The organism is Bacillus sp. JZ39 (genome assembly GCF_053903145.1).
Map to the genome: position 1 here is coordinate 436,400 of NZ_CP096389.1, position 16,331 is coordinate 452,730.

Sequence of the window (16,331 nt, forward strand, 5' to 3'; positions counted from 1 at the left end):
CCTTAATTGGTCTTTGTAAACATGATATTGATTTCGTTAAAGTCGCCGGTCAGGCCGTGGACTTTGATCTTCCAGTTTCCTTTTTCATTAATCGACAGGTTTTGATCTTGGAAGACGCCTTTTGTTTTTTCTTCTAATGTAAAGGTGCTTTTGTTTTCGCTGCCTGACAGGCCTGTTTTATAAACGGTTAACGTCATTTGCTGGATGTTTTTCACGGGATCTCCGTTATGGTCGGTGACACGCAGCTCAAAAACATTTTTTCCGGGCTGGTTTGGGCTGATGCTGAGAGAAACGCTTTGTCCGTTCTCAATCGCTTTGGTTTGGTAGAACGGTTCCGGCGCTGGCTCAGGCGGGCTTGGCAGGCTTGTAAACACGGCCGCTGTGATCAATACAGCGATGCCGATTGCCCACTCCGCTTTCAACGTTCGGCTGATTCCTGTGCGGCGCTGCTTTCTGGTAAGCAGAAAATGAATCGCACCTAAGACCAGCATGAAAACAAACAGCCCGCTTTTCACTAAAAGAGCTTGGCCGTACGCTGTATGGAACAGTGAATCCATTGAACGAATGATGAAAAATCCATTGAGCAAGCCTGAAAACAAAATGACGCCGACTGCAGTGAGCGCCCATGGAGAGAACCGTCTGACCGTCTCCCACGCGAGCGTTTTGTCAGGCTGCCTCCATTCTTTTGAGAGCAGCAAAACGAGTGCCGCTATTCCGCCGACCCAGATGGAAGCGGAAGTTAAATGAAGGAAATCCATCAAAATGCCGACCGTTTTTTCTTCAACGACAGCAGCATGCCCGGTAAACGCCTTGGCAAGTAAGAGACCGAAAAAGAAAATGAGCGGCGCTGTCCAATAGCCAAAGGATGAAAAGCGGTTTTTCCGTATCGCAGGGATGACAGACAGTGCGAGCAGCACGAACAGCGCGGCCTGTATGATCCAAATGGAGCCGCCTGCTGTCTCAAACAGTGTTTCTCTGATGTAGCCCGGCTGGAATGCGCTGCCCCAGCCGCCGCCTGCGTTCGCTTTTGTCTGAATCGGAAGCTGAAGCAAAAGCGCCAGCCCCAGTGCTACGATCGAGCCGGTCAGGATACGTCTCGTCCGTTTGACGAGCTGTTCTGATTTCCCTTTATACCAGAAAAGATGGAAGAAAACCGTTCCGCTAAACAGAGATAGGGCTGTATACAGAATCGCGCGATCTGCTGCTGTTCCCGGATTGAGCGCTGAATCGGCTGCTTTTTGGCTGCTGAATCCGCCATCCGCTTTCCCGATACTGAACGGGATGACGCCGGAAACCGGATGCCCGTCCGCGGATACGGCATTCCATTCCGCTCTGTACACATCATGAGGCAGATTCTTTTTCAGCTTCACTGTCATGATGTGATGATTATCTTTTTTGATTTCAGTCTTGTCCGTATCCACACGGTCGCCGTTTGAATTATAGACTTTAATGTAATGAAACCCTTCTTCAACCGGTTCATTAAATTCGATTTCCACCTGTGCAGGGGCGTTTTTTAATTCGCTGTTTTCCCCAGGTGAAGATTTGACAATATAGGCGTGAGCAAAGCTTGTTTTCGGCAGGAAAACAAGAAAAAGCAGAAGGATGATCCACCATCTGTTTCGCTTCATCACTCAGACACCACCTTCCGCTGTATGTGTTGTGTTATTTCTTGGTGCAGGTGCAGCGTTTCTTTCGGTCTTGAAGCATGTCTTCCAGTGCTTGGTCGAAAGTGCAGACGGCTCCGCCGAATCCTTTTTGAAATCGTTCGGCATGGTCAAGTGTCGCAAACGGAATGGCCTGCGGCTGGCAGCAGCGCAGGTTTAATTCAGCATTTACGACGAAATAAGCCGAACCGGCACTGACGGTTGTCTGTAACAGAAAATCTCTGCAAATCAAGTGTGAAACCTCTTCCGTTTTATCCGCGTAACGCAAAAACGCGCAATGTGCGCAGCATAGCTGTTCAATGTCTTGGTTTACCGTAATCAGCTGAACCGAATGAGCTTGATTGACGGGCTTCAAACAATAGCTGCACATATGATCCGTTTGAGGTGTTCGGGCGGGGAGCGTGATGCCGCCGGCCGTTTTAATGACCTGATTTGACTGAACCAGCTGATTGACATCTCTATATACCGTCATTTCCGAAACGCCGAACCTTGCGCTGATGTCAGAAATTCTAAGCGAGCCTTCTTCTTTCAGCCACTTCAGTATGTGTTGCTGTCTATTAATCGGAAGCATTCATACACCCTCTTCATTAAGATCTATTTAAGCGTAGAGGATTTTAGAGACAGAGACAAGTAAGCTGATGATAAAAAATGTGAAAATGTGTTGAACAGCAACAAAACGAAACAGAAGGGACTCTGGTATAATAGACAGATGGAATAGAAAGTGAGGAATACCCTATGAAAGAAACACCATGCCCGAACTGCGGCAAACCTTTGACAGGCGATATGGTCAGATCATCAAATGTGCCTTGTCAATTTCGCTGCGGACACTGCCGGGAACGGCTTTATGAATATAAAGTATCAGCTCCGATTATGCTGGTATCATTAGCGGCCATCGTGCTGCTTATTTATCTTTTGTTGCTCCTCCGCAATGCGGCAGGCTCAGTGCTGCCAGCTGTACAGCACGTGCCGATGGCTGTTTTTGCGCTTGTGTGCGCCTATCCCGTTTTTATTGTGAGTGAGCGAATGATCGCAAAGTACGTGATTCAAAACGGCAACATTATTTATAGAGGAAAGAGAAAAGGCTCCTGATATCAGGAGCCTTTTTATTTTTAAAAAATTGTCACAGTCATGTGCCAAAGTCCTCTTTACTTTCGATTGTATAGGGACTGTAAGCGTTTTAACATAGAGTCAAAGGGAAGCATCATTCTCTGAACATATTTTTTTATCTTACAGCGACAAACAAAACAGGGAGGGTTTATATATGCAGCAGCAAGAACAGCAGCAAGGCGGCATGAAAGTGAAAGTGCAGCGCTTTGGGAGTTATTTGAGCGGAATGATCATGCCGAATATCGGCGCGTTTATCGCGTGGGGTATCATTACCGCGCTGTTTATTCCGGCAGGATGGTTTCCGAATGAACAGCTGAACACGCTGGTCAGCCCGATGATTACGTATTTATTGCCGCTTTTGATAGCGTATACAGGCGGAAAAATGATCTACGACCACCGCGGCGGAGTTGTCGGAGCGACAGCGGCAATTGGGGTGATTGTCGGATCGGATATTCCAATGTTTTTAGGCGCAATGATTATGGGTCCGCTTGGCGGATACCTCATTAAACAGACTGATAAATTATTCAAGGATAAAGTCAAACAAGGCTTTGAAATGCTGATCAACAACTTTACGGCAGGGATTGTCGGCGCGGCTTTAACGATTCTCGCGTTTTACGCCATCGGCCCGGTTGTCCTGACGCTAAATAAATTGCTGGCGGCTGGTGTGGAAGTCATTGTACACGCTAATTTACTGCCCGTAGCCAGTGTTTTTGTAGAACCGGCGAAAGTGTTGTTCCTCAACAACGCCATCAACCATGGAATCTTAAGCCCGATCGGAATCGAGCAAGCATCCCAAACAGGAAAATCAATTCTGTTTTTAGTAGAAGCAAACCCTGGACCGGGGCTCGGCATTTTGCTGGCGTACATGTTCTTTGGCAAAGGATCTTCAAAATCAACGGCTCCCGGTGCGGCGATCATCCATTTCTTCGGAGGGATTCACGAGATTTACTTCCCGTACATTCTGATGAAACCGGCCCTGATTCTCGCAGCCATTGCCGGCGGAGCAAGCGGACTTTTAACGTTTACGATCTTTAATGCCGGACTTGTCGCGGCAGCGTCACCGGGAAGCATTATCGCATTGATGGCAATGACGCCAAGAGGAGGTTATTTCGGCGTATTGGCGGGTGTATTGGTCGCTGCAGCTGTATCGTTCATCGTTTCAGCAGTGATCCTGAAATCCTCAAAAGCTAGTGAAGAAGACCTGGCTGCCGCAACAGAAAAAATGCAGTCCATGAAGGGGAAGAAAAGCCAAGCAGCAGCTGCTTTAGAGGCGGAACAAGCCAAAGCAGAAGAAGCGTCTGAGCTGTCTCCTGAAAGCGTGAACAAAATTATCTTTGCGTGTGATGCGGGAATGGGATCAAGTGCCATGGGGGCATCCATCTTAAGAAACAAAGTGAAAAAAGCGGAGCTTGACATCAGTGTGACCAACACGGCCATTAACAATCTGCCAAGCGATGCGGATGTTGTCATCACCCACAAAGATTTAACAGACCGCGCGAAAGCAAAGCTGCCGAATGCGACGCACATATCAGTGGATAACTTCTTAAACAGCCCGAAATACGATGAGCTGATTGAAAAGCTGAAAAAGTAATCTTATAGAAAGAGAGTGATACTCATGCAAGTACTCGCAAAGGAAAATATTAAACTCAATCAAACGGTATCATCAAAAGAAGAGGCCATCAAATTGGCAGGCCAGACGCTGATTGACAACGGCTACGTGACAGAGGATTACATTAGCAAAATGTTTGAACGTGAAGAAACGTCTTCTACGTTTATGGGGAATTTCATTGCCATTCCACACGGCACAGAAGAAGCGAAAAGCGAGGTGCTTCACTCTGGAATTTCAATCATACAAATTCCAGAGGGCGTTGAGTACGGAGAAGGCAACACGGCAAAAGTGGTATTCGGCATTGCTGGTAAAAATAATGAGCATTTAGACATTTTGTCTAATATCGCCATTATCTGCTCAGAAGAAGAAAACATTGAACGCCTGATCTCCGCTAAAAGCGAAGAAGATTTGATTGCCATTTTCAACGAGGTGAACTGACATGATCGCCTTACATTTCGGTGCGGGGAATATTGGGAGAGGGTTTATCGGCGCGCTGCTTCACCACTCCGGCTATGATGTGGTGTTTGCGGATGTAAACGACACGATGGTCAGCCTCCTCAACGAAAAAAAAGAATACACAGTAGAACTGGCAGAAGAGGGACGTTCATCAGAGGTCATTGGCCCGGTCAGCGCGATTAACAGCGGCAGTCAGCCCGAAGAGCTGTACCGGCTGATGAATGAGGCGGCGCTCATCACAACAGCTGTCGGCCCGAATGTGCTGAAGCTGATTGCTCCATCTATCGCAGAAGGTTTAAGACGGAGAAACACTGCAGACACACTGAATATCATTGCCTGCGAAAATATGATTGGCGGCAGCAGCTTCTTAAAGAAAGAGATATACAGCCATTTAACGGAAGCAGAGCAGAAATCCGTCAGTGAAACGGTAGGTTTTCCGAATTCTGCCGTTGACCGGATCGTCCCGATTCAGCATCATGAAGACCCGCTGAAAGTATCGGTTGAACCATTTTTCGAATGGGTCATTGATGAATCAGGCTTTAAAGGGAAAACACCAGTCATAAACGGCGCACTGTTTGTTGATGATTTAACGCCGTACATCGAACGGAAGCTGTTTACGGTCAATACCGGACACGCGGTGACAGCGTATGTCGGCTATCAGCGCGGACTCAAGACGGTCAAAGAAGCAATCGATCATCCGGAAATCCGCCGTGTCGTTCATTCGGCGCTGCTTGAAACTGGTGACTATCTCGTCAAATCGTATGGCTTTAAGCAAACTCAACACGAACAATATATCAAAAAAATCATCGGTCGCTTTGAAAATCCTTTCATTTCGGACGATGTGACCCGCGTAGCGAGGTCACCTCTCAGAAAACTGGGAGAAAATGATAGACTTGTAGGCCCGGCAAAGAAAATAAAAGAACCGAATGCACTGGCGGAAGGAATTGCCGCAGCACTGCGCTTCGATTTCACCGGTGATCCTGAAGCGGTTGAACTGCAAGCGCTGATTGAAGAAAAAGGATACAGCGGCGTACTTCAAGAGGTGTGCGGCATTCAGTCTCATGAACCGTTGCACGCCATCATTTTAAAGAAACTTAATCAATAACCGATCACCCGTGACACAATGTCACGGGCTTTTTTTACTATCTCGCAATCTAGTATAATAGAAAGCGCTTACGAAAACAGGGAAGGAGAATGACGATGAAACAATTCGAGATTGCGGCAATACCGGGAGACGGAGTAGGAAAAGAGGTTGTAGCGGCTGCTGAGAAAGTGCTTCATACAGCCGCTGAGGTACACGGAGGTTTGTCATTCTCATTCACGGCTTTTCCATGGAGCTGTGATTATTACTTGGAGCACGGCAAAATGATGCCCGAAGATGGAATACATACGCTTACTCAATTTGAAGCGGTTTTTTTGGGAGCCGTCGGAAATCCGAAGCTGGTTCCCGATCATATATCGTTATGGGGACTGCTGCTGAAAATCCGGAGGGAGCTTGAGCTTTCCATTAATATGAGACCCGCCAAACAAATGGCAGGCATTACGTCGCCGCTTCTGCATCCAAATGATTTTGACTTCGTGGTGATTCGCGAGAACAGTGAAGGTGAATACAGTGAAGTCGGCGGGCGCATTCACAGAGGCGATGATGAAATCGCCATCCAGAATGCCGTGTTTACGAGAAAAGCGACAGAACGTGTCATGCGCTTTGCCTTCGAATTGGCGAAAAAACGGCGCAGCCATGTGACAAGCGCCACAAAGTCTAACGGCATTTATCATGCGATGCCGTTTTGGGATGAAGTCTTTCAGCAGACAGCCGCTGATTATAGCGGAATCGAAACATCATCTCAGCATATTGATGCGCTGGCCGCTTTTTTTGTGACGCGTCCGGAAACGTTTGATGTCATTGTGGCGAGCAACTTGTTCGGTGATATTTTAACCGACATCAGCTCAAGCCTGATGGGAAGCATCGGCATTGCGCCTTCTGCGAACATCAATCCATCCGGCAAATATCCGTCCATGTTTGAACCGGTTCACGGCTCAGCTCCTGACATTGCCGGACAGGGCCTTGCCAATCCGATTGGCCAGATTTGGACAGCGAAGCTGATGCTCGACCACTTCGGAGAGGAAGAGCTGGGGGCGAAAATTCTGGATGTAATGGAGCAAGTGACTGCCGACGGCATCAAAACACGCGACATTGGGGGACAAAGCACAACGGCTGAGGTCACTGATGAAATCTGTTCGCGCTTAAGAAAGCTCTGATGAATCAGGCCGGGGCAGATGGCTGCCCGGGCCTGTCCATTTCCTTACGAAAATTTCCACGAAAGTCTAACCAAGCAGATCCAAATGCTGTATAATAATTTGGAATTATTAGGAAAGCATCGGGTGAAGGAAGTTGAATGCAAAAACAATCACGTTAAAGAAAAAAAGAAAAATCACAACGATCGTTATACTCAGTATCATTATGATCGCAGCTCTCATTTTTACGATCAGATTGGTGTTTTACAAGCCTTTTCTTATTGAAGGATCATCAATGGCCCCAACGCTTAAAGACTCAGAAAGAATACTGGTTGATAAAGCAGTCAAATGGACTGGCGGGTTTCACAGAGGCGACATCATAGTCATTCATGACAAAAAGAGCGGCCGCTCATTTGTCAAACGTTTAATCGGTTTGCCTGGTGACAGCATTAAAATGAAAAATGATCAGCTATACATAAATGATAAAAAGGTGGAAGAACCATACTTAAAGGAATATAAACAGGAGGTCAAAGAGTCGGGTGTAACCTTAACGGGTGACTTCGAGGTTGAGGTTCCTACCGGTAAATATTTTGTGATGGGAGATAACCGTCTCAATTCACTGGATAGCAGAAACGGAATGGGCATGCCTTCTGAGGACGATATCATCGGTACTGAATCTCTCGTCTTTTATCCATTCGGTGAGATGAGACAGGCAAAATAAAACTCAGTGCAACAAAGAACATGGAACGTACGGAACCAAAACACGCGATAATAAAGCGCTGTAAGCGATTAAAAAATTTCTGATGAAACAGGGCGGAGCCGTTTTTCCGCCCCGTTTTTTATGATAGAGAGCGTTTTGAAGAAAAGGGCCCTGTTGAAATAAACAGAATCAGGATTGGCGAAGCCGTGAAGCGCATCGAATTGATAAATCTCAAGATGGGTATGCTGTTTTTCCCGCAGTTTTTTGATAAGAAGCGCTACGTCAAACGACGGCTCATAATTAGGGAAAAACAATAGGACCGGGCAGGCTGGCACGTGATGAAGAGAGTCGCGTATCCGGGAACCGTAATAACAAACCGATCCGCTCACCTCAGGCATACTGCTGCATTTCCATGCGATAGTAGCCCCCACGCTGAATCCAATCACAAAGATGTGCCGTCCGGCGTTTTGTCTGATCAAATTCTGGATGATGGTTTCTCCCGTTTTCAGCCGTTCGTGTTTTGTAAATTGTTCGTATGCCGTTTTTTCTTCTTGCAGTGTGTAGACTTCATCCTCGCCGAGCAGGTTGGGCGTCAACACATCATATCCAGCCATTTTGATCAGCCGGCCCATCTTTTTCATATGGCTGTTTACACCGTATATTTCGTGTACGAGAATGACAAGCGGTTTTGGGGACATAACGGCCTCCTTTTGTGTTTTTTCCATTATATCCTATCGTTTCACTTTAGGCTGAGATATAATGGTCAAAAAAAGGAGATATAAAATGAACTCATTATCTTTGCCTCACCGCTATCCATTTTTGTTTATTGATGGCGTGACGGACAGCGAGCCCGGCAAACATGCGGCAGCTTATAAGCTGATTAGTGAGAACGATTGGTTTATTACTGATACGCAAACAGAAATGCCGTTTTCACTTGTGATTGAAGCGCTTGCGCAAACCGCGGCTTTTACAGGAATTACAGATGAGAACAGCTTGGGATTATTGTCTTCGGTGAAGAAAGCGGAAAAGCTGGGAGAAGCTGTGCCTGGTGACCGGCTTGATCTTACGTTTGAAGTCCAGCGCAATCGGCGCGGGTTTGTGTTCGGACATGCCAAGGCGTCAGTTGGAGAGCAGCCTGTTGCTGAAGCTGAAATCGGCATCTATATTGAAAAATGAAAAAAACCCTTCACAACATTTTGTGAGGGGTTCTATTTTGTGTCGTAATCCCGTTCGCTTTGAGAGTTATCTCTTTGCTGGCGTTTGTGTTTTTCATCATTCATATTTTCCTTCAGCTCTTCATTAGGAATCGGATCGGTTAAGTCGTTGTGCTCGGGGTTTTCATTTGGTTTGTTTTGCTGTTTTTTTTCTGTCATGTTTGATCACCTCACCGTTTGTTTTCCTCTTATCCATTCTCCTCAAACATAGGAAATCGCTTTTTTGTCCCGCTGGGTATAATGTATTAGAATAGAGAGAAGCACAACAAAAAGATAAAGAGAGGTACATATATGTCTGTTCAAAGAGAAGATGTAGATATCAAGCTGATCGCAATTGATATGGATGGTACACTGCTGAACGACGAGCAGCTGATCTCGGATGAAAACCGCAAAGCCATTCGTGAAGCGGAGGATAAAGGTGTGTATGTGGTGATCAGCACGGGCCGGACGCTGATGACGTGCCGGGAGCTGGCGGAATCGCTAAAGCTGTCATCCTTTCTAATCACGGCAAACGGCAGTGAAATTTGGGATTCGAATTTTAATTTGGTGGAACGGAAGCTGCTTCATACGGATCATATTCAAATGATGTGGGATTTGCGGAATAAGCACAACACTAATTTCTGGGCTTCTACGGTGAATAAAGTATGGAGAGGCGAGTTTCCGGAAAACATTACGGATCATGAATGGCTCAAATTCGGCTTTGACATTGAGGATGACGATATCCGAAACGAAGTGCTTGAGGAGCTGAGAAAAAACAAAGAGCTCGAAATCACAAATTCAAGTCCGACAAACATTGAAGTCAACGCGCTTGGCATCAACAAAGCTGCAGCCCTTGCCAAGGTTACGGAAAAACTCGGCTTTACAATGGAGAATGTGATGGCGATGGGCGACAGCCTTAATGACATTGCGATGATCAAAGAAGCGGGTCTTGGCGTCGCAATGGGCAATGCGCAAGACATCGTAAAAGAAACGGCTGATTATATCACGGATACAAATATTGAGGATGGTGTCGCTAAAGCGATTCGCCATTGGGTACTATAAAAAAAGAGAGTCCTAAGATGGACTCTCTTTTTTAGTTTGGCAGGTTTTCTTCTGGGACCATGGTAGGTTTTCTGACAAAAGTATTTCACAAACTGATATGATTCACTTATAATGAAATAAAGTTCAAAAATTCGGAATAGTCATTCCGAATTTCGGGACAATAAATGACATAAAGCATATCGTTTGCTTTGGCAGGAGGGATTCTGTGTTTCAGATTGATTTAAACTGTGATTTAGGAGAAAGCTTCGGAGCCTACAAGATAGGTCTTGACCAAGATATTTTAGAGTATGTGACATCAGCGAATATCGCATGCGGATTTCATGCAGGAGATCCTAGTGTTATGCGAAAAACCGTCGCGCTTGCAGCGGAAAAAGGCGTAAAAATCGGTGCGCATCCGGGTTTGCCGGATTTACTCGGTTTTGGGCGCCGCAATATGGCGATTTCTCCTGAGGAAGCGTATGATCTTGTCGTTTATCAAATTGGCGCGCTCTCTGGCTTTTTAAAAGCAGAGGGACTTCACATGCAGCACGTCAAGCCGCATGGCGCTTTATACAATATGGCGGCAGTCGATCAAAAACTGTCGGATGCTATCGCGAAAGCTGTCTATAAGATTGATCCAGGCCTGATTCTTTTCGGTCTTGCTGAGAGTGAGCTTGTAAAAGCGGGAGAACGGATCGGACTTCAGACCGCAAATGAAGTGTTCGCCGACAGAACATACCAATCGGACGGCACGCTGACACCGCGCTCCCAGCCGGACGCACTCATTGAAAGTGATGATGCCGCCGTCACCCAGGTCATCAAAATGGTGAAAGAAGGGGCGGTCAAATCTCAGCAAGGACATGATGTGTCATTAAAAGCAGATACAGTCTGCATTCATGGAGATGGAGCCCATGCGCTGACATTTGCGCAAAAAATCAGAAAACAGCTCAAAGCGGCTGAAATTGAAGTGACAGCTATTTCAGAACAGAGGTCAACATAAAGGAGGAACAATAGATGGAGCAGCAGAAAAAGACAGCAGGAAAAAAAGCGGGCAGCTGGTCATTGTTGATGGGCGCCGCCTTTTTAATGGCGACATCAGCAATCGGACCGGGTTTCCTCACCCAAACCGCAACATTCACAAACACACTCGCAGCAAGCTTCGGTTTTGTCATCTTAATCTCTATTATTTTAGATATTTTCGCCCAAACCAATGTGTGGCGCATCATCGCAGTTTCTGGAAAACGAGGTCAGGAAATTGCGAATATGGTGCTTCCCGGACTGGGGTATTTCATCGCCATTCTCGTCGTGCTTGGCGGACTAGCTTTTAATATTGGGAATATCGGAGGGGCCGGGCTGGGACTTCAGGTGCTGTTCGGCATTACACCTGAAACAGGCGCTTTAATCAGTGCCGTTATCGCCATTTTGATTTTTGTCATCAAGGAAGCAGGAAAAGCGATGGACCGTTTTACGCAAATCGCGGGGTTCGTGATGATTATTTTAACGGTCTACGTTGCGGCGACGACAGCTCCTCCGGTCGGACAGGCAGTCGCAAATACATTCGTCCCGGAACACATCAGCATATTTGCCATTGTCACCCTAGTGGGCGGAACCGTCGGCGGTTATATCACATTTGCCGGAGGACACCGTTTGCTTGATGCCGGAATTAAAGGAAAGGAATCCATTCCGCAGGTGACAAAGAGCTCGGTTGTCGGCATTTTAATTACATCTGTCATGCGTATCGCTCTTTTTCTTGCGGTTCTAGGCGTTGTATCGAAAGGCCTGCACATCGATGAAAGCAACCCGGCGGCTTCTGTCTTCAAGCTGGCTGCTGGAAATGTCGGTTATAAAATTTTCGGATTGATCATGTGGTCTGCGGCGATTACGTCTGTTATTGGAGCAGCCTATACATCTGTTTCATTTTTTAAAACCTTTTCTCCAAAAATTGAAAAGAATTCACGCGGTATTATTATCGGATTTATTGTGGTTTCTACGTTAGCTTTTGTCACAATCGGCCAGCCTGCGAAGATCCTCGTCCTTGTCGGTTCACTGAACGGCTTAATTCTGCCGATTGCGCTCGGAACGCTGCTTGTTGCCGCCTACAAGAAAAACATTGTCGGTGATTATAAACATCCGCTTTGGCTGACAAGCACAGGCGCGCTTGTAGTGATTGTAATGGCAGTTATGGGAATCTACACGTTATGTACACAACTTCCTCAATTGTGGAGCTGATATAAGTGGAGCAATTAAACAAAATGGCGCCAAAGGATGTACGCGCCCTGATACGAGAGGGGACAATAAACGGGCCGACCGCAGGCATGTCCGGCGGCTACGCCCAAGCGAATCTTGTGGTTTTGAAAAAGGACTCTGCTTTTGATTTTCTGCTGTTTTGCCAGCGAAATCAAAAGCCCTGCCCCGTGCTGGATGTGACTGAAGCAGGTTCGCCTGTGCCGTCTCTGGCTGCGCCTGATGCTGATATCAGAACTGACTTTCCGAAATACCGTATTTACAGGCGCGGTATCCTAACGGAAGAAGTATCTGATATTACGCCATACTGGGAGGACGATTTTGTCGGCTTTCTGATCGGATGCAGTTTCTCCTTTGAACAGGCACTGATCAATAATGGGATAGCTGTCCGGCATATTGATGAGGGGACAAACGTCTCGATGTATAAAACGAATATCGATTGTGTTCCGGCGGGGGCGTTTCACGGACAGATGGTTGTCAGCATGAGGCCGGTTCCTGAACGGCTGGCTGTACGTGCTGCACAAGTGACCTCGCGTTTTCCGGCTGTGCACGGAGGGCCGATCCATATTGGCAATCCGGGAGCAATCGGGATTCGCGATCTCGGGAAACCGGATTTCGGAGATGCCGTTCCCATTCGTGACGGCGAGGTTCCTGTTTTTTGGGCATGCGGGGTGACCCCGCAAGCCGTGGCTATGAATGTAAAGCCTGAAATGGTCATCACACATGCGCCGGGGCATATGCTCATCACAGATATTCGAGACGAGTCGCTTGCGGTGCTGTAACCTCTCGTCATCCTGATGAACGAGAAATAAAAGAGGTGAGAAAGATGACTGTACGATATCAAATCGAACAGCTCGGTGATTCTGCAATGATGATCCGATTCGGAGAAGAAATCAATGAACAGGTCAACGGCATTGTCCATGCCGCGGCCGCTTATATAGAAGAACAGCCATTTCCGGGATTCATTGAATGTATCCCGGCTTTTACAAGTCTAACCGTATTTTATGATATGTATGAAGTGTACAAGCATTTGCCTCAAGGCATAAGCTCACCTTTTGAGAAGGTCAAGCGCGATGTCGAAGAGCGGCTGGTAGAAATAGCCGAAGACTATGAGGTCAACCGCCGTATTGTAGAAATTCCCGTTTGCTATGGCGGTGAATTCGGTCCGGATTTAGAAGAGGTGGCGAAGATCAATCAACTGTCACCGGAGGAAGTAATCGACATTCATACAAACGGTGAATATGTGGTGTATATGCTTGGCTTCGCGCCCGGTTTTCCTTTTCTAGGCGGGATGTCAAAACGCATTGCAGCTCCGAGAAAATCATCGCCAAGACCGTCGATTCCCGCAGGTTCGGTCGGTATTGCGGGATTGCAGACAGGCGTTTATCCGATTTCAACGCCGGGCGGCTGGCAGCTGATCGGCAAAACGCCGCTGGCTCTTTTCCGGCCGCAGGAAAACCCGCCGACATTGCTGCGGGCGGGAGATACTGTGAAATTCGTTCGCATCTCAGAAAAAGACTATCACGCCTATAAGGAGGAGTCCAATTGAGCATGAAAGTATTAAAGCCCGGACTGCTCACAACGGTTCAGGATATAGGCAGAACGGGTTACCAAAAATACGGCGTTCTGGCCAGCGGCGCTATGGACACGGTTTCACTGCGCATTGCCAATCTGTTGATAGGAAACGGCGAAAATGAAGCAGGTCTCGAAATAACGATGATGGGGCCCGGTCCGTCGTTTCATTTTTCAAAACAGACACTGATTGCTGTGACAGGGGCGGACTTCACGCTGCGTATTAATGACGAGGAAGCGCCTTTATGGAAGCCTGTGCTCATCAAGGAAAACAGCACGGTCAGCTTTGGCCCCTGCAAACTCGGCAGCCGTGCTTATTTGGCGGCAGCTGGCGGCATTGAGGTGCCTGCCGTCATGGAAAGTAAAAGCACATACGTCAGAGGAAGCATTGGCGGACTCCATGGCAGAGCGCTTCAAAAAGAAGATGAACTGAACATTGGAGAGATGTCAGCTCTTTCGCAAACCATCCTTACCCGCTTAAGTTCGCAGCTTGGAAAACAGGGATTTGCAGCACCGAAGTGGTCAGTCAGCCGCGGCAGATTTCTGCCATTGAAGAAGAATCCCGTCATTCGGGTGCTGGAAGGAAAGCAATTTGCCTTTTTCACAGAAGAATCAAAAACGCGTTTTTATGAAGAAGCATTTCGTGTCACGCCGCAGTCCGACCGTATGGGCTACAGGCTCAAAGGAGAACCGCTCGAACTGAAGGCCCCGCTTGAGATGGTGTCGGAAGCGGTTTCATTCGGAACAGTTCAGGTGCCGCCTGACGGCAACCCGATTATCCTGCTTGCAGACCGGCAGACGACTGGCGGCTATCCGAGGATCGCGCACATCATATCCGCTGATCTTCCGATTGTTTCCCAAATCATGCCGGGCGAGCACGTTCAGTTTGAGCCTGTGTCCCTCCAGGAGGCAGAAGCGCTTGCGGTAGAACGGGAACAGCATATAAAAGAACTGAAAACGAGAATGAAGATGGAATGGCTGACATAGCAAAGGGGATGAATGATGCAGAATAAAAATAAAACCGTAGTCAAATCTATGGCGCTGCTTAATTTGTTTTTGCATAAACCAAGCCTAACCTTAAGTGAACTGGTGTCGCTGACGGGAATGCCGAAGACCTCTGTTCACCGGATGGTCAGCTCCTTGGAGGAAATGGGGTTCCTCAGTCGGGATGCGTCCGGCGCTTATTCGCTGGGATTGGTGTTTTTGGAATTCGGACAGCTTGTCGCTGACAGGCTGGATATCAGAAAAATAGCGAAACCGGTGATGGAAGAGCTGTGCCGGGAAGTGGATGAGGCCGTGCAGTTGATCATGAGGGACGGCAATGAAGCGATATACGTTGAGAAAATAGAAGGGACACAGACTGTGCGGCTGTATACGGCGATCGGCAGGCGTTCCCCCCTATACGCGGGAGCGTGCGCCAGAAGCATTCTGTCCTTTCTTCCCCGTGAAGAAATCGAAGCATACATCAAACAAACCGAGCTCATTTCGATTGGCTCCGGAACGATTACCGATCCCGAAAAACTGCTTCAGGAGATTGATGCCTCTGTGCAAAATGGCTATACTGTCAGCTATTCAGAGCTCGAAAACTATACGGCGGCGATCGGCGCCCCGATCTTTAACCATAAGCGTCAGGTGGCAGCCGGCATTAGCATTGCAGGCTTTGAAGCGAGATTTACAGAAGACAGGCTGCCCTATTTAACAGAAAAGGTGAAGGACGCCGCTTTACAGATTTCAAGAAAAATAGGATATACATAAGTAGCCAATCTTTTCTCTGCTGCGTACATTAACGTATCGACGTTCAAGAGTGGAGGAAAGAACATGGTGCTTCGATATACAGCTCTGGGCGATTCCTTGACGACAGGGAGAGGCTCCGGGCTGTTTTCACCCGGCTTCGTCCAGCGTTTTGGGGACATGATGGAAGCTGACTTGAAAACAAGAACGGCAATAAACATATTTGCCAGATCAGGCCTGAATACAGAAGAGATTTTGGGACTCCTCTCATATCCCTATGTGCAAAAATGCATTCGAGATGCTGATATGATAACGATCACAGGGTGCGGAAACGATCTCATCGATTCGGTCTTAGCCTACCAAACCTCTAAGGATGAAACGATTTTCAGCCGTGTATCCGCCCATTGCCATGAGAATTTTGAAAAGATGATTGCCAAAATCGCCGAGATTAAAGGAGAAAATCCTTCCCCGTACGCCATCCGAGTGTTCAACTTATACAATCCGTTTCCAGGCATTGAAATCGCCGGCAAATGGATCACATCCTTTAATTCACATTTAGAAACACTTGCATCAGCACCCCATGTCAAAATCGCAGATGCCTATAGTATCTTCAAAGGCAAGGAGCGGGAATATCTGTCCTTTGACGGTGTCCATCCGAACTGCAAAGGCTATCAAGCGATGGCTGAAGCCGTTCACAAGCTAGGCTATAAAGAATTATCAGTTTCATAGAAAACGCGCCTCATGACAGGCGCGTTTTTTATGTGTGATCGAAATATTAA

19 protein-coding genes are annotated in these 16,331 nt (G+C 47.3%); 15 read left to right on the forward strand and 4 right to left on the reverse strand.

The features are described from left to right. Positions 1 to 2 precede the first annotated feature (2 nt). Positions 3 to 1,628 carry a copper transporter YcnJ gene (gene ycnJ / locus M1D65_RS02200; protein ID WP_153257389.1) on the reverse strand — a complete coding sequence of 542 codons (1,626 nt, stop codon included), beginning with the start codon at positions 1,626 to 1,628 and terminating at the stop codon, positions 3 to 5. Positions 1,629 to 1,662: 34 nt separating this feature from the next. Next, positions 1,663 to 2,235 carry a copper uptake transcriptional regulator YcnK gene (gene ycnK, locus M1D65_RS02205; protein ID WP_041850701.1) on the reverse strand — a complete coding sequence of 191 codons (573 nt, stop codon included), beginning with the start codon at positions 2,233 to 2,235 and terminating at the stop codon, positions 1,663 to 1,665. 164 nt (positions 2,236 to 2,399) lie between these two features. On the opposite strand from ycnK, the gene M1D65_RS02210 reads away from it, so the two are divergent. The 6 genes from M1D65_RS02210 to sipU all read left to right on the forward strand — a co-directional run bounded on the left by M1D65_RS02210 (position 2,400) and on the right by sipU (position 7,792). Further along, the gene (locus M1D65_RS02210; RefSeq protein WP_017696160.1) at positions 2,400 to 2,753 is read left to right on the forward strand and encodes a hypothetical protein; all 354 of its coding nucleotides are present in this window, start codon (positions 2,400 to 2,402) and stop codon (positions 2,751 to 2,753) included. Between the two features lie 172 nt (positions 2,754 to 2,925). Continuing rightward, positions 2,926 to 4,362, forward strand: a complete 1,437-nt coding sequence (locus M1D65_RS02215) for a PTS mannitol transporter subunit IICB (RefSeq protein ID WP_041850702.1) — start codon at positions 2,926 to 2,928, stop codon at positions 4,360 to 4,362. A 24-nt stretch (positions 4,363 to 4,386) separates the two neighbouring features. After that, complete coding sequence (locus tag M1D65_RS02220; protein ID WP_003246714.1) at positions 4,387 to 4,818, forward strand: PTS sugar transporter subunit IIA; 432 nt, start codon at positions 4,387 to 4,389, stop codon at positions 4,816 to 4,818. 1 nt (position 4,819) lies between these two features. After that, positions 4,820 to 5,941 (forward strand): mannitol-1-phosphate 5-dehydrogenase, encoded by a 1,122-nt coding sequence (locus M1D65_RS02225; protein WP_041850703.1) that lies wholly within the window; start codon positions 4,820 to 4,822, stop codon positions 5,939 to 5,941. Positions 5,942 to 6,030: 89 nt separating this feature from the next. After that, positions 6,031 to 7,095: a tartrate dehydrogenase gene (locus M1D65_RS02230; protein ID WP_003234436.1), complete on the forward strand. Its 1,065-nt coding sequence runs from the start codon at positions 6,031 to 6,033 to the stop codon at positions 7,093 to 7,095. A gap of 133 nt (positions 7,096 to 7,228) precedes the next feature. Continuing rightward, entirely contained in the window at positions 7,229 to 7,792 is a 564-nt protein-coding gene (gene sipU / locus M1D65_RS02235) for a signal peptidase I sipU (RefSeq protein WP_021481743.1), read from the forward strand. A 68-nt stretch (positions 7,793 to 7,860) separates the two neighbouring features. Here the strand turns inward: sipU and M1D65_RS02240 are convergent, their stop codons facing one another. After that, a complete protein-coding gene (locus M1D65_RS02240) occupies positions 7,861 to 8,469 on the reverse strand; it encodes a dienelactone hydrolase family protein (protein WP_031315645.1) in 609 nt (202 codons plus the stop codon). An 85-nt stretch (positions 8,470 to 8,554) separates the two neighbouring features. On the opposite strand from M1D65_RS02240, the gene M1D65_RS02245 reads away from it, so the two are divergent. Continuing rightward, a complete protein-coding gene (locus M1D65_RS02245) occupies positions 8,555 to 8,947 on the forward strand; it encodes a 3-hydroxyacyl-ACP dehydratase FabZ family protein (RefSeq protein WP_161621351.1) in 393 nt (130 codons plus the stop codon). Between the two features lie 32 nt (positions 8,948 to 8,979). Here M1D65_RS02245 and M1D65_RS02250 read toward each other — a convergent pair whose 3' ends face one another. Continuing rightward, positions 8,980 to 9,144, reverse strand: a complete 165-nt coding sequence (locus M1D65_RS02250; protein ID WP_003234425.1) for a hypothetical protein — start codon at positions 9,142 to 9,144, stop codon at positions 8,980 to 8,982. A gap of 132 nt (positions 9,145 to 9,276) precedes the next feature. On the opposite strand from M1D65_RS02250, the gene M1D65_RS02255 reads away from it, so the two are divergent. The 8 genes from M1D65_RS02255 to lipC all read left to right on the forward strand — a co-directional run bounded on the left by M1D65_RS02255 (position 9,277) and on the right by lipC (position 16,281). Beyond that, complete coding sequence (locus M1D65_RS02255) at positions 9,277 to 10,026, forward strand: phosphoglycolate phosphatase (RefSeq protein ID WP_003234424.1); 750 nt, start codon at positions 9,277 to 9,279, stop codon at positions 10,024 to 10,026. A gap of 205 nt (positions 10,027 to 10,231) precedes the next feature. Next, positions 10,232 to 11,005 (forward strand): 5-oxoprolinase subunit PpxA, encoded by a 774-nt coding sequence (gene pxpA, locus M1D65_RS02260; protein WP_064671949.1) that lies wholly within the window; start codon positions 10,232 to 10,234, stop codon positions 11,003 to 11,005. Between the two features lie 14 nt (positions 11,006 to 11,019). Further along, positions 11,020 to 12,234, forward strand: a complete 1,215-nt coding sequence (locus M1D65_RS02265) for an NRAMP family divalent metal transporter (protein ID WP_003234422.1) — start codon at positions 11,020 to 11,022, stop codon at positions 12,232 to 12,234. 23 nt (positions 12,235 to 12,257) lie between these two features. Beyond that, complete coding sequence (locus M1D65_RS02270) at positions 12,258 to 13,031, forward strand: putative hydro-lyase (RefSeq protein WP_172861434.1); 774 nt, start codon at positions 12,258 to 12,260, stop codon at positions 13,029 to 13,031. Positions 13,032 to 13,075: 44 nt separating this feature from the next. Continuing rightward, positions 13,076 to 13,798, forward strand: coding sequence for a 5-oxoprolinase subunit PxpB (gene pxpB / locus M1D65_RS02275; RefSeq protein WP_029317303.1), 723 nt, complete (start codon positions 13,076 to 13,078; stop codon positions 13,796 to 13,798). A 2-nt stretch (positions 13,799 to 13,800) separates the two neighbouring features. Continuing rightward, positions 13,801 to 14,808, forward strand: a complete 1,008-nt coding sequence (gene pxpC, locus M1D65_RS02280) for a 5-oxoprolinase subunit PxpC (protein ID WP_072175535.1) — start codon at positions 13,801 to 13,803, stop codon at positions 14,806 to 14,808. Between the two features lie 15 nt (positions 14,809 to 14,823). Continuing rightward, positions 14,824 to 15,576, forward strand: a complete 753-nt coding sequence (locus M1D65_RS02285) for an IclR family transcriptional regulator (RefSeq protein ID WP_014478857.1) — start codon at positions 14,824 to 14,826, stop codon at positions 15,574 to 15,576. A 63-nt stretch (positions 15,577 to 15,639) separates the two neighbouring features. Continuing rightward, the gene (gene lipC / locus M1D65_RS02290) at positions 15,640 to 16,281 is read left to right on the forward strand and encodes a spore germination lipase LipC (protein WP_087614303.1); all 642 of its coding nucleotides are present in this window, start codon (positions 15,640 to 15,642) and stop codon (positions 16,279 to 16,281) included. The last annotated feature ends 50 nt before the right edge of the window (positions 16,282 to 16,331 follow it).